This is a genomic window from Clostridium sp. (genome assembly GCF_036646415.1).
GTDB lineage: Bacteria > Bacillota > Clostridia > Clostridiales > Clostridiaceae > Clostridium_J.
In genome coordinates this window covers 93,987-111,934 of the sequence record NZ_JAVXMF010000004.1, presented here as the reverse complement: position 1 = coordinate 111,934, position 17,948 = coordinate 93,987, and the positions used below count along the sequence as shown (strand labels likewise).

General features: G+C 28.8%; 17 protein-coding genes. 12 read left to right on the top strand and 5 right to left on the bottom strand.

Annotated features, from left to right (window positions below; translation table 11 throughout):
• The first annotated feature begins 247 nt into the window (after positions 1-247).
• Positions 248-1,351 (top strand): 2-iminoacetate synthase ThiH, encoded by a 1,104-nt coding sequence (gene thiH, locus RSD37_RS04345; RefSeq protein ID WP_346945477.1) that lies wholly within the window; start codon positions 248-250, stop codon positions 1,349-1,351.
• Entirely contained in the window at positions 1,348-1,932 is a 585-nt protein-coding gene (locus RSD37_RS04340; RefSeq protein WP_346945476.1) for a thiamine phosphate synthase, read from the top strand. Before thiH ends, RSD37_RS04340 begins: the two co-directional genes overlap by 4 nt.
• A gap of 110 nt (positions 1,933-2,042) precedes the next feature.
• Here the strand turns inward: RSD37_RS04340 and RSD37_RS04335 are convergent, their stop codons facing one another.
• Positions 2,043-2,522, bottom strand: a complete 480-nt coding sequence (locus RSD37_RS04335) for an MFS transporter (RefSeq protein WP_346945587.1) — start codon at positions 2,520-2,522, stop codon at positions 2,043-2,045.
• A 272-nt stretch (positions 2,523-2,794) separates the two neighbouring features.
• Positions 2,795-3,181, bottom strand: coding sequence for a helix-turn-helix domain-containing protein (locus RSD37_RS04330; RefSeq protein WP_346945475.1), 387 nt, complete (start codon positions 3,179-3,181; stop codon positions 2,795-2,797).
• A gap of 361 nt (positions 3,182-3,542) precedes the next feature.
• Here RSD37_RS04330 and RSD37_RS04325 point away from each other — a divergent pair, with 361 nt between their 5' ends.
• From RSD37_RS04325 to RSD37_RS04315, 3 genes are all read left to right on the top strand, one after another.
• The gene (locus tag RSD37_RS04325) at positions 3,543-3,962 is read left to right on the top strand and encodes a nitroreductase family protein (RefSeq protein ID WP_346945474.1); all 420 of its coding nucleotides are present in this window, start codon (positions 3,543-3,545) and stop codon (positions 3,960-3,962) included.
• 44 nt (positions 3,963-4,006) lie between these two features.
• Positions 4,007-4,183: a hypothetical protein gene (locus tag RSD37_RS04320; RefSeq protein WP_346945473.1), complete on the top strand. Its 177-nt coding sequence runs from the start codon at positions 4,007-4,009 to the stop codon at positions 4,181-4,183.
• A gap of 169 nt (positions 4,184-4,352) precedes the next feature.
• On the top strand, positions 4,353-4,955 hold the full coding sequence (locus RSD37_RS04315; protein WP_346945472.1) for an FMN-dependent NADH-azoreductase: 603 nt from the start codon (positions 4,353-4,355) through the stop codon (positions 4,953-4,955).
• 212 nt (positions 4,956-5,167) lie between these two features.
• Here the strand turns inward: RSD37_RS04315 and RSD37_RS04310 are convergent, their stop codons facing one another.
• Positions 5,168-6,499, bottom strand: a complete 1,332-nt coding sequence (locus tag RSD37_RS04310) for a DUF4910 domain-containing protein (RefSeq protein WP_346945471.1) — start codon at positions 6,497-6,499, stop codon at positions 5,168-5,170.
• A 378-nt stretch (positions 6,500-6,877) separates the two neighbouring features.
• Between RSD37_RS04310 and RSD37_RS04305 the strand changes: the two genes are divergently transcribed.
• The 3 genes from RSD37_RS04305 to RSD37_RS04295 all read left to right on the top strand — a co-directional run bounded on the left by RSD37_RS04305 (position 6,878) and on the right by RSD37_RS04295 (position 9,638).
• Positions 6,878-7,792: a hypothetical protein gene (locus tag RSD37_RS04305; protein WP_346945470.1), complete on the top strand. Its 915-nt coding sequence runs from the start codon at positions 6,878-6,880 to the stop codon at positions 7,790-7,792.
• Between the two features lie 283 nt (positions 7,793-8,075).
• A complete protein-coding gene (locus RSD37_RS04300; RefSeq protein WP_346945469.1) occupies positions 8,076-9,041 on the top strand; it encodes a tRNA-dihydrouridine synthase family protein in 966 nt (321 codons plus the stop codon).
• Positions 9,042-9,101: 60 nt separating this feature from the next.
• The gene (locus RSD37_RS04295; protein WP_346945468.1) at positions 9,102-9,638 is read left to right on the top strand and encodes a dihydrofolate reductase family protein; all 537 of its coding nucleotides are present in this window, start codon (positions 9,102-9,104) and stop codon (positions 9,636-9,638) included.
• 34 nt (positions 9,639-9,672) lie between these two features.
• Here RSD37_RS04295 and RSD37_RS04290 read toward each other — a convergent pair whose 3' ends face one another.
• Positions 9,673-10,656, bottom strand: coding sequence for a phosphotransferase (locus RSD37_RS04290; protein ID WP_346945467.1), 984 nt, complete (start codon positions 10,654-10,656; stop codon positions 9,673-9,675).
• A gap of 684 nt (positions 10,657-11,340) precedes the next feature.
• Here RSD37_RS04290 and RSD37_RS04285 point away from each other — a divergent pair.
• On the top strand, positions 11,341-12,210 hold the full coding sequence (locus tag RSD37_RS04285) for a hypothetical protein (protein WP_346945466.1): 870 nt from the start codon (positions 11,341-11,343) through the stop codon (positions 12,208-12,210).
• 630 nt (positions 12,211-12,840) lie between these two features.
• Entirely contained in the window at positions 12,841-14,934 is a 2,094-nt protein-coding gene (locus RSD37_RS04280; RefSeq protein ID WP_346945465.1) for an MASE3 domain-containing protein, read from the top strand.
• Positions 14,935-15,119: 185 nt separating this feature from the next.
• Here RSD37_RS04280 and RSD37_RS04275 read toward each other — a convergent pair whose 3' ends face one another.
• A complete protein-coding gene (locus RSD37_RS04275; RefSeq protein ID WP_346945464.1) occupies positions 15,120-16,265 on the bottom strand; it encodes an SLC13 family permease in 1,146 nt (381 codons plus the stop codon).
• A gap of 188 nt (positions 16,266-16,453) precedes the next feature.
• Here RSD37_RS04275 and RSD37_RS04270 point away from each other — a divergent pair, with 188 nt between their 5' ends.
• Together RSD37_RS04270 and RSD37_RS04265 are read left to right on the top strand one after the other, a co-directional pair.
• Entirely contained in the window at positions 16,454-17,341 is an 888-nt protein-coding gene (locus RSD37_RS04270; protein WP_346945463.1) for an AraC family transcriptional regulator, read from the top strand.
• 173 nt (positions 17,342-17,514) lie between these two features.
• Positions 17,515-17,892, top strand: coding sequence for a PH domain-containing protein (locus RSD37_RS04265; RefSeq protein WP_346945462.1), 378 nt, complete (start codon positions 17,515-17,517; stop codon positions 17,890-17,892).
• Positions 17,893-17,948 lie beyond the last annotated feature (56 nt).

Sequence of the window (17,948 nt, the reverse complement as noted above, 5' to 3'; positions counted from 1 at the left end):
CTGGTTAGAACAAAATCTAAAATACAACAACTCGCATTCGCTCAAACAAGTTGTATTTATTAACGATTTAGTCCTCCCCATAGCCTAAGTAAATTCAAGAACCCTGCAAATGGTATTGCGCTCAGATAATATTGAAGTTAAATTTCAACAATCAGATAAAACATAGTATTAAAACAACCTATGTTTAATCTAAGTGTTGATAATGACTTCATATTAAAATGTGTTAAATATTAAGGGGATGAAGAAAATGAGCTTTTATAATATTATAGAAAAGTTTAGAGATTTTGATTTTAGTGGGTATTGGGAGAATGTAGAACTAGATGATATTTTAAGAAGTATTAATGAGAGAAATCCAACCTATGAAGATTTATTAAATTTATTATCACCTAAGGCTGAAGAAGCTTTGGAGGAAATGGCAGTTAAGGCTAGGAAGTTATCCTTAAAACATTTTGGAAGAACCATATTACTTTATACTCCAATTTACATAGCAAATTATTGTGTAAATAAATGTGCCTACTGTGGATATAATTATGAAAATTCAATAAGCAGAAAGAAGCTTACTATGGAAGAGATAAGGCTAGAATCGGAAGTGGTGGCAAAGGAAGGTTTTAAGCACATTATTCTATTAACGGGGGAGAGTCAGGTTCACTCACCTACTGATTATATAGTGGATGCAGTGAAAGTAATGAAAGAGTATTTTCCTTCTATAACCTTAGAGATACAACCATTAAGTGAAGAGGATTATAGAAAAACTGTGGAAGCTGGAGTTGATGGACTTACTGTATATCAAGAAACCTATGATGAAGAGATCTATGATAAAGTTCATATAGCCGGGCCTAAAAAGAATTATAAATTTAGATTAGACACCCCAGAAAGAGGAGCTAAAGCAGGAATGAGGAGCATAAGTATTGGAGCACTTCTTGGTCTTGCAGATTTTAGAAAAGATGCTTTCTTTACAGCACTTCATGGAGAATATATAAGAAAGAAATATCCTCATGTTGACATAACTTACTCACCACCAAGGATAAGACCTTGTGAAGGTGGCTTAAGGGAATTAAATACTGTGGATGATAAAAGAATGGTACAGATTATGCTGGCATATAAGATATTTGCACATCAAAGTGGAATAAATATATCAACTAGGGAAGACAGTAAAATGAGAAAAAACTTAATTCCACTAGGAATTACAAAGATGAGTGCAGGGGTTTCCACAGAAGTTGGAGGTCATTCACTAGAATCTAAGGGTACATCTCAATTTACTATAAATGATGAAGGTACTGTGAAAGAAGTAAAAGAAATGATAATGGAAGCAGGGTTCCAACCAATATTTAAGGACTGGGAAAGATTTTGATTTATCTAATAACAAATAGACACTTAGCTCGTGAGGAAAAATACTTTAACACACTAAAAGAAGCCTCACTAGCTGGTGTAGATAGGATAATCTTAAGAGAAAAGGATTTATCCCATGAAGATTTTGAAGAGTTATATTACAAAGTAAAAAAAGTAGTAAACCCTGCTACTGAAGTAATAATAAACTCCAAAACAAAGGTCTTTAAGAAAGTAGGAGAAAAAATCCTACACCTACCCTTTGAAGCTTTCATAGAATTGAATAATAAAGAAAACCTAGAAATAGGAGTATCAGTTCACACTGTAGACCAAGGAATAGAAGCCTGTAACCTAGGATGCAGCTATATCCTAGCATCTCATATATTTCCTACGAAATGTAAGGAAGGACTAGAACCTAAAGGTTTAAACTTCATTAAGGAGCTTAAAGCAAAAGTTAATTGTCCAATAATAGCACTAGGAGGAATATCCACTGAAAATGCACAAAGTGTAATAGAAGCTGGAGCGGATGGAGTTGCATTGATGTCAGCTTTCTTTAAATGTGAGAATGTTGGGGAATTGGTTGATGGACTGAGAAAAGGGGAGTAGGATTGATGTTACGGGGGAGGATCGGCTCCACCACGAAAACCTCGACTAATTAGATTAGTCGAGGTTTTTTTCCTATGTATAAGTTTAGAATTATTTTGTAAACTAAAAAGTTATTTTAATGTCTTTTTTACAAATAAAATAAAAATTAACAGACTAATAAAACCAGATACAGCAGAAACAATAAATAACATTTGATATCCTATGAGTTGTAAAACCAATCCTAGAATAATAGATCCTAAACCAATGCCTAAATCAAAAGCAGTAAGAAATGTAGCGTTAGCTACTCCTCTTTTCTCTGGTGGAGCTAATCGTATAATTGCTACTTGAAGAGCAGGCTGTGCTGATCCGAATCCAATTCCGTAAAAAATGGCTGTAATAACTAGTCCAATAATTCCTTTTGTCAATGCTAGAACTAATAGTGCAACAATCAGGATAAAAAGCGCAGGAATAATAATGGCTCCTTCTCCATATTTGTCAGATATCTTACCTGCAATAGGCCTAATTACTGTAAGTGTGACAGCATAAACCAAGAAAAAAGTACCGACATTAACTTGAATTTTTGCCGCAAACAGTGGTAAAAATGTTGTAATGCCACTAAAAACATAACTACTTTTACCTAATCATAAAAATACATTGTAATTGCAAAAAATAGTAGCCCGCTTATTATAAATATTCGTCGGCCATATTGATCCATTAATCCTCCAACAATTGGACGAATAAGTACTGCAGATATTGTACTTTGACTTATTATTTATTTTCAGATACCTTATAGAAAAATTTTAGCACCTTACTTGTTAGGTATTGTGCTTAATAAGCTCTGGATTTCGTTAATACTATATTAAATTATTTTTAATCGCATATCTTACTGTGACTGGTTTTTGATAGCATAATTATTATTTAAGTATTCAGCTCCGTAGCTATGCATCATTTCTAAAATAGGTATTATCTTTTTACCTACTTCTGTTAATCCATATTCTACCTTTGGTGGCACTACAGGATAAACCTTTCTATATATAAGATTATCATCCTCTAAACTTCTTAATTGCTGTGTAAGCATTTTTCTGGTGACATTTAGTAATTTGTTTTGGATATCACTAAATCTAAGTGGGGAATAACTTAAATACCACAAAATCGATATTTTCCATTTTCCTGAAAATAAATTTTCCGATAAAACCATTGGACATATGTCATATTTAAGGCATTGGTCTTTCATATGACATTGTTCGTGGCGTTCTATATTATTTTTCATATCATTTTCTCCTTATGAGGTATATTTTAAGGTACTTTGAAACAAAAAAGTGCCTTCTTGTTATAAAGACATTATGTTGTTACTATTATAGCATAACAACTTTTCAGTTCTATAGAGAATAGTTTTAAAATAATATTCAGTTATTTTGGTTAATATGCTCAAAATACTTCTTTTCAGAATTAACTGAGATAAAACAAAAATTATTTACAAGGAGCATATACAAGATGTAGTAAGGATTATAAACAATTTTATTTTTAAATAATTATTTGACAACTGTAAATAATAAAGTTGTTATAACAGTATAATAAGAATTGTTTTATGATGGATAAATATGTTGATTTGAGAAGGGGGGATTTTATAAATGGAGTTAGTTAATTTAATACAAGAAAGAAGGTCTGTAAACAATTTTATTGAAGGAGTAGAGATACCAAGATCTGAATTTGATGAGATATTTAGATTAGTTACCCTTACACCATCCTGTTATAATCTTCAACATGCTAATTATATAGTTATAGATGATGCAGAGAAGAAAGAACAGCTGATGGAAGTAGCATTTAAGCAGTATAAGATTCATACAGCATCTGCTGCTGTTTTGGTTTTGGGAAGCAAAGAAGCAAATAAGGATGCAAACAAGATTTATGAGGGAATGCTTTCACTAAGAATCTTAAATAAAACAGAATATAACATAATACTGCAAGAAATCAATAGCTTATATGAAGGTAGAGGGGAAGAGTTTAAAGTTCAAGAGGCTATTAGAAATGCATCTCTATATCAGCAATGATGTTTATGCTTATTGCTAAGGAGAGGGGGTGGGATACATGTTCTATGATAGGATTTGACCCTGAAGCTGTAAAAAAGTTATTTAATATACCAGATAAATTTGAACCAGTTTTATTGATTACTATAGGTAAGGAAGATAAAACTAATAGAGGATTACGAGGATATAGAAAACCAATACAGGAATTTGTTTATTATAATAGTTTTAATGACATTTCAGAGTAAAGTCTCCCACTTCTATAAGTGAGGGTTCAATACACTAACAAAAAGAAAACTTCAGTAGGTGTTAAAATCTTCTTCTGAAGTCGTTAATTCGGCACTTTAGGTGCCAGCTTTAATAAATAAATACTGATAAAATAATAAATATAATAAATATAAAGTGAGGTTAATTAACATGAGTAAAGTATTATATATCAAGGCAAATGCTAAAAAGGAAGGAGCATCAAGAACTTTTAGAATTTCTGATAGCTTTATTGAAAAATATAAAGAGTTAAATCCAAATGATGAAATAGTAACTTTAGACTTATATAAGGAAGGAATAGGATTTTTAACAGAGGAAGGAATTAATCTTCATAGACCTAATCCGGGAGAAGGAAAGGATCATCCAATTCTAAAATATGCCTATCAATTTGCAGAAGCAGATAAATATATAATTGCAGCTCCATTTTGGAATTTAAGCTTCCCGGCAATATTAAAGGCATATATAGATTATATATGTGTTACAGGAATCACATTTAAATATACAGCACAGGGACCAGTTGGATTATGCCAAGGCAAAAAGGCAGTTCATATTGTTGGAAGAGGTGGTGGATATTCAGAAGGACCAGCTGCAGGATATGAAATGGGAGATAGATATTTAAGAACAATCTTTGGCTTCTTAGGAATAACTGATTTTACTACAATAGCAGCAAATAAATTAGATGTTATTGGTGAAGATGCAGAGGCGATTGTTCAAGCTACAATTAATGAAGCTCAAGATAAGGCGAAAACTTTCTAGATATAAGACATATAGCTAGGAGAACAATATTCTTATTCTTTAATTTCAGCAGCTGATTTCCATTGTACATCAAATTTATCTTATGTAATTAGTATAAGATACAGGTATTTGGAAATTTAAAAATATTCTGGATTTTAAAGGTCATCCTTCGCCACCACCATAAAAAAACAATGATTAAGACAAGAATTCTTGATCATTGTTTTATTTTTTTCTTATTTTAAAAATCTTTCTGGATTATTACCAATTTCATTACATAAAGATGTGATTACGTTACATGTGTGGGATAAGTTTTCTTTATTGATTTTATCAGCGGTATCCCTATCTGTATGGTAATCAACAAATGGACCATATTCAAAATATGCTACTGGTATACCAGCTTCTTCAAAAGCTACATGGTCACTTCTAGTGCTTTCATCTCTTCTATTATCGTATTCGAAATTATTCATACAACTTACTGCTAAATCTGCAGTTAAAGACTCCTTAGATCTATCAGCTGTGTAAACACATAAATTATCACCGATACCAACCATATCAGCATTTATCATTGCAATAGTATTTTGTAAATCATCACTATTTAAAGATTGAACATAATAACTTGAACCTACTAAACCTATTTCTTCAGCACCAAATGCAATAAATTTAATATTGCAATCAAGTTTTTCCTTGGATAAAATCCTTGCTGATTCCATTACAGTAGATATACCTGAAGCATTGTCATTGGCAGCAGGGGTATCGACTCCATCATAGTGAGCTCCAACTACTATAGTTTTAGCATCTTTCTTTTTGGATTTTAATGTTGCAATAATATTTTTTGATTTACTATCGATACATTCACTATCAACCTTTATTGTGGCTTTAAGGCCTTTTTCTGAGGTTATTAGGGTTGAGTTAAGATATTCTGCATCAGCTTTAGATATTGTAACAGCTGGTATTTTTGTAGGTTCAACTAGAGTAGCTGATAGAGGTTCTTCACTATTAGGATCAAAAAACATAACGCCTACAGCACCCATTGCAGTAGCTCTTTCAGTTTTAGTTCTAAATGTATCACCACCACGCTGAATGATTACAATCTTATCTTTTACTTTAGCTTTTTCTAAATCATTTAGTGTTCCCATATATCCATTAACAACTTCTGAAGTTAAGCCTTCCTTTGAAGTCTCTTTACTATAGGTTAAAGCCTTAGATTTAACTACCTTACTTTCGGGTATATCTATTTTTACTTCTACATCATTACATTTAAATGCGGTTACAGGAAATTCTTGTTCATCAATAATAAGTCCCATATCTTCAAACTGCTTAGATATATATGATGCTGCATCCTTTTCTCCCTCAAATCCAGTTATTCTAGCGTCATCTTTTGCTGAAAGTTTTTCTATTGTGCTATATATCCTATCTGCTGAAATATCCTTTGAAAAGTCTGTGAATTTTATGCTGGTTATATCACTTAAGCTAGAGGATTTGTCTTTAACACCATTACAACCCACAAGTGATGTTATAAAAACTAAAGAACAACATATACATATTATTTTTTTTGTGCCTTTCAAAATTAATCCCTCCCAAAAATTATTAGTAAATATAACTTTTGTTTTAATTTTTAAATAGATAGAATTTTAAATTTTATACTCCTTTCATTTACAGCTAGATAATAATTCTTAGTATTTAGCTCAATTCAATTTATTTCTTTTTATAGATTATATGAAATATATTAACATTTAATTACATTTTGTTCTAGTAGCCAGTTAAATGCATTACTATTTTTGGTATATTTCAAAATGGTAAAAATTTTCATAGTTAAATCTTATGTAATATATTAGTAAAAATAGTATAATAAGATTACTATAGTTATAATGCATTAAGAATAAATTATTATGAAGTGGTGGAATGAATAAACGAGCTATCAAATAAAATTTGTGAGGTGTACTATGGAAAAGTTAAAAATAAGCCAATTAAAAAATATAGAGGAGAATATATTCTGTAATTCTAGAGCTATTGAAAAAGTAAAATGGAATTATCTTTTTAATAATGGAAGTAAAGAAGCTATAGTTTCAGAGCTTATAAAATATCAAAATGAGGATGGTGGCTTTGGAAAGGGATTAGAGGCAGATATGCTATTACCATCATCAACAAGTATAGCATCTACTGAGGCCATTTTCATCGCATATGATTATGACCTTAATTGTGAGGAGCTTTGGTTTGAAAATTTATTAAATTATTTTGAAAAAACCATTGAAGATACACCATCATTTTGGGAGAAGGTTCCAAAGGACGTAGAGAACTTTCCCCATGCACCATGGTGGATATATGCTCCAGATACAAAATTTACTCCTAACCCTTGTGCTGTTGTTGCTTCAGCTTTTATCAAGTATGGTAATACTGTCCAAAAGGAGCTAGGTAATAAAATTGCAACTACATGTATAGAGTTTTTAAATAGTAATAAAGAATGTTCTGATCATGATTGCTATTGCCTACAAAGATTATTTATAGTTTTAAAAGAACTAAATTCTAATTTAATTAATGATGTAACTATTAGATCTATGGAAAGAAGAATATTAGAGTGTCTTTGCATAGATGAAAATAAATGGATGGAATATGTATCACAACCTTTGGATTTAGTAACTTCACCTCAGTCACAATGGTATAAGATAGTTGAACCTTTTGTAGAAAAGAACTTTTATTTTTGGATTAATACATTGAAGGAAGAAGGTTTTTGGCAACCTAATTTTTCTTGGAGAGTAGATAGTGACGTAGCTAGAAATGTTACAAAAATTTGGACTTGCTACATAGCCGTGAAAAGAGCAAGAATTTTCAAAGCTTTTGGGCTAATAGATATACATTGAATTTAAAATTAATGGGTAAATAATTTCGTATTTTATGGTGGTGTCTCGCCTCCACCATGAAAAAAACAATGATTAAGATTGGAATTCTTAATCATTGTTTTTATTTTATTGTCATAAATTCACTTTAGGCATCTGAAAATAAATAATAAGTCAAAGATGATGAAATGTATTTTCATTATTAAGTTGTGAGTTGAAAGAAAATATAATTAGTTAATATTAAGTAGCTAAGAAAAAAGAACACTGATATAATGTTTTTTAGAATGTATACAAAAGGAGTTATTGAATGAAATATTATTTAGCACCAATGGAAGGAATTACGGGGTATATATATAGAAATTCTTATGAAAAATATTTTGGTAATATTGATAAATATTTTACACCATTTATTATTACAAATAAAAGTTCAAGTCTTAAAACTAAAGAGCTTAGGGATGTTTTACCTGAAAATAATAAAGGGATGAATATTGTGCCTCAAATACTTACTAACGATTCAGAAGGTTTTATTAATACTACTAGAAAATTACAACAATTAGGTTATAATGAGGTTAATTTAAATTTAGGCTGTCCTGCTGGAACTGTTGTTTCAAAGAATAGAGGCTCAGGATTTCTAGCGAAAAGAGAAGAACTTGATATGTTTTTAAATGAAATATTTAAAATAGATCATATGAAAATTTCTATAAAAACTAGAATAGGAAAGGATAGTCCACAGGAATTTTATGAGCTAATAAAAATTTACAACAAATATCCTATAGAGGAATTAATTATCCATCCCAGAACACAAAAGGATTTTTATGGGAATAAACCTAATTTGAAGGTGTTTAAAGATGCATTATCTTTAAGCAAAAATCCAGTATGTTATAATGGTGACATTTTCACTGTTGATGATCATAATAAATTAATAGGAGATTTTCCAGAAGTAAATACAGTAATGCTAGGAAGAGGGATATTAGCCAATCCAGGGTTAATGAATGAAATTAAAAATAATACTTTTATAGATAAAGAAGTATTGAAAGAGTTTCATGATGAAATTTTAAATGAATACATAGAGTTATTTAAGGAAGATAAAAATGCACTATTTAGAATGAAAGAACTATGGGGCTATATGATTTACATATTTTCAGATAATAAGAAACATGCTAAAAAAATAAAGAAGTCACAAAAGTTAAGCGATTATAAGGTCGCTGTATTAAGTTTATTTGATGAGCAGGAAATTATAAAGGGAGCTGGATTATTTAATAATCAATATTAAATAAGTGTGATGCTAATTTCTTTTATTCTTATTATATTAAATGTAAAAGGAGCGTAAATAATGGGTAGAAAAATAATTCTTAATCTTGCAATTAGTTTAGATGGATATATAGCTGATGAAGATGGTGGTTATGATTGGATAGTAGGAGATGGTGATACTAAATTAAATACTAAGAAAGTTTTTGATTTTACTGAATTTGTTGATAGTGTTGATACAGTAGTTATGGGTAGAAAAGCTTATGAGGACTGTGGTGTTAAAGGATATGAGACAAAACATGTTGTTGTAGCAACTTCTCGAAAGATGGAAAATTACGATAATGTAAAATTTATTAATGATGATATTTGTGGTCATATACAAAATCTACAACAAGAAAAAGGTAAGGATATTTGGCTGTTTGGTGGTGGTGGTCTTACAGATTGTTTTGTAAAAGCAGATTTAGTTGATGAATATATTATTGGTATTATACCTATAATTTTGGGAAAGGGAAGACCATTATTCCTTGGCGATAATCCAACCATAAAGTTACACTTAGATGAGTGCACAGTGCAAGAGGGTATTACAATACTAAGATATTCAAAAAGAGTGTGTATAGATTAATTATAAAATCTATACACACTCTTATTAAAATGAATTAAATTAACTTAGTAAATGTAGATTTTCTTCTGTTTAATAAATTATCTAAGTGAATTCTTAAGTTTACCAGCCATTCAGGTTCATTATTCCATTTTTCTTTTATAGAGCGAAGCACACGGACATATCCATATAAATTAGCATATCTTCTGAACATAGGTAATAATTTAAGCATATCATCTGAAATACTATAGGCTGAGCGATAACCTTTAATAAATTGATTTATTGCAGACTCGACTTGTTCTTCTGGCATATCCTCTGTCATACTGTCTAATGCTTGTTCAATATCCATTGCATACCAGTGATACTCTGAATCATCAAAATCTATAGGGGTATAGGTTTTTGTAATTTCATCATAAAATAGGTTGTCAGCTTCAAAGTCATAATGGATAAGTCCAAAATTCTCCTTTGTAATAGGTAGTTTTGAAAAATAATCTTTAAGTATAGATAGTTCATTTTTAGCTGCGATCTCATCTGGAAAATTTGATAATACATCTTCCATCCAGTTCATGGTTTCTTTCCAATCATTACGTTTATTATTTATTGGTTTATATTCACTACTTAGCTTATGCAATTTCCCTAATGCGTTACCCCAGCCAAATATAAGACTATCTGTCATAGGTATTTGACTTATTTGTTTACCAGATGCTTCTTTAAATGCAACAGCATAGTAGGCTCCCCAAGGGGTAGCTATTACTTCAAGTTCATTACCAGATTTAGATAAAATAGTGTCCACTGCAGAATAACCACTATGTCTTAAAAATCTTAAAAATTCAAGTTCAGCAAGTACTTTTTCCTTGGCTTTTTCTTCAGCAGGTGCAAATCTAAGAAAAAAAGTATTACCTTGATTTTTACACCAATAAACTGCATTTGATGAAATTCTAAAATATTTTAAAAAATTAGGATCATCAATATCATACTCCCAGTTATTAAGTAACATATGGGCTAAATCTTTATTTTCAAACAAGTATTTTAATTTTAACATTTAACATACCTCATTTCTTATTTTTTTATACAATTTATTTATTAAGATAAAGTCTCCTTTTCGGTTGTAAGCCAATCTTAAGCTTACTGAATTTTTAAAGCTTAACCTGCATTAGATATAAAATTAATATGAAGTTTTGAAATAATTAGCATTGTCTTAAACTAATATGGTGAAAATTATTTGCATAAAAAAGTATATAAAAATACCACGGTAAGATTAACCTACTGTGGTATACCTAATATTTGGGCATAAAAAATACACGCTAACCCGTACCGTGCATCTTAATGCTAACTATTAAGGCTGAAAGGTTAAATCAAAGTTGTTCAAAAGGTACAACAAATAAAGAGTATATCAGGTACTCTTAAAAAAATCCTTTTGAACCTATATGCAATTATTTTAAAATCACCTCATATAACTTTTGCATAAAAAAAACTCACTCCTTTCGCCTAAAATTTACTACTAAGCTCTAAGTTTAATATACCATATAATTACTACTAATACAATATTATGTATAAATATTAAAGTTATGTTAATCTTAAAAGTCTATGTTATACACATTACGTTAATCGTACTATAAGCAAATGAATTTTATTGTAAATTATTTTATTGCATGTAAAATAATTGAAATTTATACATATAGTATGATATAATTTAAAGAAACAATTATGGGTAGGGGGAATTTTTATGGTAAGTTTGCCATGGTGGCAGTATGTACTTTCAATGGGTGGATTTATAATTTTCTTATTATTTCTAATTGACTTTATGAGGAAACATCCGAAATTTACAAACATATTTTGGATTGCAGCATTGTTTACATTTCCAGTATGGATAATTAGTGGAGGGGTAGTAGGCTGGTTTAGATGGTCTAAGACTCTAAGTATGTTACTCCCAATTATATTTTTTAATCTTTGTAGAATAGCAAATTATGAGAAAAAGAAGGGAAAGGTATGGGAAGCTATTCAAAAGAAAGAGGTTATATGGTTTTTTTATGCAATACTCTTTTTGAACATTATGGAAGCTACAATAAAGGATGTTACTTTAGGAAATTATTTTAATGCACTTTGTGGATTCTTATTGTGTGTTACTATTCCTTATGCACCAAAGTTTTGGAAAGTTACAGATGAAAAACCAAGTGATATAGTTGGTTATACTACTGCATCATGGAATTTTCTTTATACAACTTGGAATGCTTGTTTTGTTTTTGCAGAATCACCAATAGGATTTGCTGGTACATGTTGTATCCTTTTTGCAGCAGAATTATATCCTATAATAAAGAAACGTCCTGAATTATATATTACTTCTCGTGTTTATACATTAGCTTTTTATCTTTTATTTAAGGCTTGCTTCCCAAGCGTTATACCTACTTTAATGGACGCATCAGCTTGGTTTAACCCACAAGTACTATACTACTGGGGTTTAGCAAATGCTATAATGATAATACCATATGTATTTTGGCACACATGGCAATTGCATACAGGAAAAGGTGACTATAGTTTTAGACGAGGAAAAATTGATGCTGATACTCCATCTAAAAGTAAGATAGTTACCAATTAGTCCCTTGGATCGTGATATGGTGTACAGGGTTTATGTAATTATCAAGTACAATGAATAAAAAAAGTGATAAGATTAGAATTAAATATGAAGCCCATGACAGATTGTTGTGGGTTTTTAGCTTTTCATGAGATTTGGAATTATGAGAAATAAGTGTATCGCAAGTAATGGAGGTTTTGCTAAAATTGGATGAAGGTATGGTATAATTTGTTTATATATACCTGATGGAAAAGGTTGAAGAAATGAGAGAGACCGTAATGATAAAGGTTAGGTTTAAATGTTGAATAATAAGAATGGAGTGATTATATGTCTAGAGCAAATCACCGAGATATAGTTAGATTTCAGTATAGTTCAGATAAGAATTTAAATGCTTATAGGGAAGAAATCTAGGAAACTTTTATAAAAAGGAATAACTACTATTGAGTTGGATCGCAATACAGTTAGCAAAGACATTATGGATTTTATGTAAGAAATAATTAAGTTATATAATAAGTGGGATATTTAACAAATCTCATCTGAAAAAATATTGCATATTTATACATAATAAACCAAATAGCAAGAAGGAATTTTTAAAATATTGTTGAATAATAAAATATTATACTGAATTTTAAAAATATACTTGTGAGGTGAAATATGGAAGATGTTTGTGAAAGATTCTTAAGAAATTTCGATTTTAAAAATATACTAAAGAAACACAATATTCATAAATATATTATATTTATACTTTGCTTACCATTTATTCTCTATACAAGAAAAATAAATTATATGCTATATCATAGTATTATTGAAACATTAAATACAGCTATATGTTTTAGTCTTGTTATTGTTGTTATTAATTCTTACAACATGTCAGAAAATGACTATTTTCTCTTTTTAGGTATTGTATTTGGATTTGTTTCTTTTTTAAATTTTCTACATGGAGTTACTTACATGGGTAGTATATATAATGGAAAAGAATTAATAAATATATCCTTACAATTAAGTGCATCATTTAGAATTGTAGAAGTATTATCAATATTAATATCTTTTATTTTTTTATATAAAACTTTTAATAAACATGTAGTAGTTTATTTTTATATATTTATTTCTTTTGTTTTATTGTATATAATTTTTTTTACAAACTATTTTCCTATATGCTTTATTAGTGGCTTAGGTCATACTAAATTTTATGTTCAATGTGAGTGGATAGCGATTTTATGTATGTCAGTAGCTATCATCCTTTTTGTTAAAAATAAAAAGCATTTTAGTAAAACAACACTATTTTATATGAGTGCATATTTAATATTATCAATAGTAGTAAGATTTATGTTCATTGTTAATAACTCCATTTATAATGATTTTAATGTATTGAGCCATATCCTTAAATTTATATGCTATTACTTTTTGTACAAAGCTTTAGTTGAAAATGTAATAAAAAACCCTTTAAATACTCTTTTCAATGATTTAAACAATAAGAATATAGAACTTAAATTGAAGACTACAGAATTAGAAAAAACTATTTTAAAATTAAATGAAGAAAAAGCTAAGGTTGAAAAAATTAACGAAAAACTTGATGCTAGTAAAAATAATTATAAAAAGCTTTTAGAGTTTTTACCAGATGCAGTTATTTTTAGACATAATTATGAAATTATATATGCAAATGCAGCGGCTATTAAATTGTTTGGAGCAAAAGATAAACAAGAATTAATAGGAAAAACTCCTTTTGAATTAACTCATAAAGATCACTTAGATGATTTGATAAAAAAATTAGAGGATGAAAAAAATGGTATTATTTCTAATATTAATTATGGAGAATATAAATTAATTTCACTTGATGGAAAAATAAAAGATGCTGAACTAAAAAGTACTCCTTTAGAACCAAGAGAAGATAATTTTTATTTAAATGTAATTTATGATATTTCAGAAAGAAAAAAAGCTGAGAAAGCTGAAAAATTGTTAAATGAAGCTCGAGAAAATGAAAAGCTTAAAACAGAGTTTTTTGCTAATCTATCCCATGAACTTAAAACTCCAATAAATGTAATTTACAGTGCACTTAAAGTAATGGAGTTAAATGCTAAGGATGAAGTTACAAAAAAATATAATAAAGTAGTAAAGCAAAATTGTTGCAGACTTTTAAGACTAATTAATAATATAATTGATTCTACTAAAATAGATAATGGATTTTTAACATTAAATCTAACATGTAATAACATAGTATCAGTAGTAGAAGATGTTGCTTTATCTGTTTCTAATTATATAGAGTTACATGGTATGACCTTGATATTTGATACAGACGTAGAAGAAAAATATTTAGACTTTGATTTAGATGCTATTGAGAGAGTAATTCTTAATCTAATTTCTAATGCTATTAAATTTAGACGTGAAAATGGGACTATAAATATTAATATTTATGATAAAGGAAATAGTATAATTATATGTGTAAAAGATAATGGGATAGGTATTTCTACTGAACAACAGAGTTTAATTTTTGAAAAATTCAAACAAGTTGACAAGTCTTTTACAAGAAATAGAGAAGGCAGTGGGATAGGGTTATCTCTTGTAAAGTCTTTAGTTGAGATACACAAAGGAACTATAACATTAAAAAGTAAAGAAGATGTAGGTAGTGAATTTATTATTGAATTACCTATACTTGAAACAACAAAACATGGTGTTGAAAATAATGATAAAATTTCTCATAGCAATATAATTCAAAACATAAATATTGAATTCTCAGATATATATTTATAAAGAGTGGTTTAAATAAAATGGAACCTATGTGATAGACGCTTATAAAGAAGAGTCTATTTATATAGGTTCCATTTTGCACAATAATATTATGAGGTTAAATAGTAAAGGTATAACACTAGTAAAAATAATTTAGTAAACTAAGAAAAATTGAATGTTTATATTATAAAAAAATTAGGAGCTTAAAATTATATTAGCATATAGGTTACAACACCAAGGAGGGCTAGTGAAAATATATTATATAGTGTAAAAATCTTTACATATATAAATCCTTCCTTAGGATTTTCCTTAACATAGAGTTTATAGGATATTACACTTGCAAGAGAAGCTATAAGTGTACCAAGTCCTCCGATATTTACACCAAGTAAAAGCTCCCTATAATAAGATGTAAATGGTGAAATAAGCATTGTAGCAGGTACATTACTTATAAATTGACTAGCAACTATTGAAGATATATATGTACTTTCTTCAGAGGATAACAGCTTGGCCATTATATCTTTAATAACATCCATTGAAGAGATATTTCCTATAAATATAAAGAAGGCAATAAATGTTAAAAGCAGAGAGTAGTCAACTTCTTTAAATAGATCCTTATCAAGTAAAAATACAGTTAATAAAGTAACTACGAAGGTTAATCTATAATCTATTAAGTGAAATACTGAAAGAAGAATTACAAAAAACAATATTGAATACAAGATCACATTTCTCACATTATCTATATCAACATTCTCTAAGGTGAAGGATAGCTTTTTCTTATCTCCACACATAATAAATAGCACTAATAGCATTAAAGAAAGTATTACTAGTGGCAATGTTATCTTAAAGAAATCCATTGGTGAAATATTAAAAAATGAGTAAATAAAAAGATTTTGTGGATTGCCCATTGGTGTTAATGCACTACCAAGGTTAGCAGCTATTGTTTGAAAAACTATTATATTCAAGCTATCAATTTTAGCTTTATTTGCAATTATTAATGTTAATGGCACAAAGGTTATAAGAGCTACATCATTAGTTAAAACCATTGAAGAAAAAAAGGTTACTAATACCAATGTATAGCTAATACTATTAAAACTCCTACATTTTGATAATAGTGATGTTGCTATTGCATCAAATAATTTAAGTTTTTTAAAGGCTACTACCACAATCATTAAATTAAATAATAGTATAAGTACCTTAAAATCTATATATTCAAGTTTAGGTAATGCAAAAAATGAGGTGATTATTGCAAGTATTGAAGCAATAGTTAACACAGCTTCCTTTTTTAGCAGTGTAGTTATTTTATTTATTAATGATAAATTCTCATTAGAAATTTCATATTCAACATTTTCAGTCATATTTAAAATCCCCCTAATTAATTTTAGTCCAAGGATGATTGTATAATAAATAGAGGACATATTCAATCTACTAATTTAAAAGTTAGATAAGAGGAGTTTAGTCATATTTATTTAGCAAATTAGGAACAGTACAATTTTAATGTTGTTGATATAATATAATTACCACGTGGGAAAAGGTTGGTGATAATTTGAATTATAGTAAAGCTATATCACAGTGCATTCAGTATATTGAAGAAAATATAAAGAAAGATTTAACACCCGAGATGATAGCTAATGAAGTTGGATATTCTACCTTTCATTTTTGTAGGATATTTAGTATACAGCAAGGAATTACTTTGATGGATTATGTTAAGAAAAGAAGGCTTACACTAGCAGCAATAGATTTATTTAAAGGAAATAGAATAATAGATATTGCTTTAGAGTATGGATTTGATACACATAATGGTTTTTCAAAGGCATTCAAAAAAGAATATGGCTTTAGTCCTACACAATATTTAAAACGTATGGATGGTTATTTTGGGGAGAAATCAATATTAAAAATTGGAGGTTATATTATGAATCCTGTTATTATCAAAAGGCCAGCATTTAAAGTTGCAGGCTATGGTATTAAGACTAATGTTTCTAATGGAAATTATACAAAAGATGTTGCTTCATTTTGGAGTAATTATGATGGTGAAAATTTAGAAAGTAAAATGTATGAAATTTTAAATCCACCTAAACATGGTGAAGTAGGTTTGTGTGTATCATCAAATAGTGAAAGTGGAGATGCAATATATCTTCTTGGGGTCATAGTCGATGATTTTACAAAAGTCACAGATGATATGATAACTGTAGAAGTACCGAAAGCAACTTATGCTGTATTTACAACGACCCCAGTAGATACAAGTAGTGATTCAGAAGATAATGACTTTGCTAATGTAATAAAACAAACTTGGAAATATATATTTGAAGAGTGGTTTAAAGATAGTGAATATACATTTGATGAAAGTAAGATTGATTTTGAATATTATGATGAGAGATGTCATGGAAGAAAAGATACTGTAATGGATATTTATGTGCCTGTAGTAGAAAAGTAACAATCAAAGAGTATCTTTAGAAAATTAAGAAAAAATAGTAGCTTCCAATTGCAGTGGGGGCTACTATTTTTATGTTCTTCTATGTAACTTTTTAAAATTAGGTTGAATAAGTTGTTTTATAGTTACATAAAAATAGGATATAATTAAATTAATTTATAAAGGGAGTGATGGTAATGGGATTATTCGGTAGTGTGTTAGGAAATGCATCAGAAGTAGATATCAATAAAATTAGACAGGATTATATGAAATTATTAGGATCTAATGAGGAAATAGAAAAAGCATACAAGCTAATAAGAGACATGATTATATTTACAAACAAAAGATTAATCATTATAGATAAGCAAGGAGTTACTGGTAAAAAGGTAGAATATCATTCAGTACCATATAGAGCAATTACTAATTTCAAAGTGGAAACATCGGGACATTTTGATTTAGATGCAGAACTTAAAATATTTGTTTCAGGAATGAGTATGCCTATAGAAAAAACTTTTAGCAGTAGCTGCAATATTTATGAAGTGCAATCAATATTAGCAGAATACTGTAGTAAATAATATAAACATAAGAGATTATAAAATTAGGCAAATAAAAAAATTTATAGCTAAAGCCG

Coding starts and splice junctions, on each gene's coding strand:
- thiH (WP_346945477.1), top strand. CDS start 248: ATGAGCTTTTATAATATTATAGAAAAGTTTAGAGATTTTGATTTTAGT.
- RSD37_RS04330 (WP_346945475.1), bottom strand. CDS start 3,181: ATGAAAAATAATATAGAACGCCACGAACAATGTCATATGAAAGACCAA.
- RSD37_RS04325 (WP_346945474.1), top strand. CDS start 3,543: ATGGAGTTAGTTAATTTAATACAAGAAAGAAGGTCTGTAAACAATTTT.
- RSD37_RS04320 (WP_346945473.1), top strand. CDS start 4,007: ATGATAGGATTTGACCCTGAAGCTGTAAAAAAGTTATTTAATATACCA.
- RSD37_RS04315 (WP_346945472.1), top strand. CDS start 4,353: ATGAGTAAAGTATTATATATCAAGGCAAATGCTAAAAAGGAAGGAGCA.
- RSD37_RS04305 (WP_346945470.1), top strand. CDS start 6,878: ATGGAAAAGTTAAAAATAAGCCAATTAAAAAATATAGAGGAGAATATA.
- RSD37_RS04300 (WP_346945469.1), top strand. CDS start 8,076: ATGAAATATTATTTAGCACCAATGGAAGGAATTACGGGGTATATATAT.
- RSD37_RS04295 (WP_346945468.1), top strand. CDS start 9,102: ATGGGTAGAAAAATAATTCTTAATCTTGCAATTAGTTTAGATGGATAT.
- RSD37_RS04290 (WP_346945467.1), bottom strand. CDS start 10,656: ATGTTAAAATTAAAATACTTGTTTGAAAATAAAGATTTAGCCCATATG.
- RSD37_RS04285 (WP_346945466.1), top strand. CDS start 11,341: ATGGTAAGTTTGCCATGGTGGCAGTATGTACTTTCAATGGGTGGATTT.
- RSD37_RS04280 (WP_346945465.1), top strand. CDS start 12,841: ATGGAAGATGTTTGTGAAAGATTCTTAAGAAATTTCGATTTTAAAAAT.
- RSD37_RS04275 (WP_346945464.1), bottom strand. CDS start 16,265: ATGACTGAAAATGTTGAATATGAAATTTCTAATGAGAATTTATCATTA.
- RSD37_RS04265 (WP_346945462.1), top strand. CDS start 17,515: ATGGGATTATTCGGTAGTGTGTTAGGAAATGCATCAGAAGTAGATATC.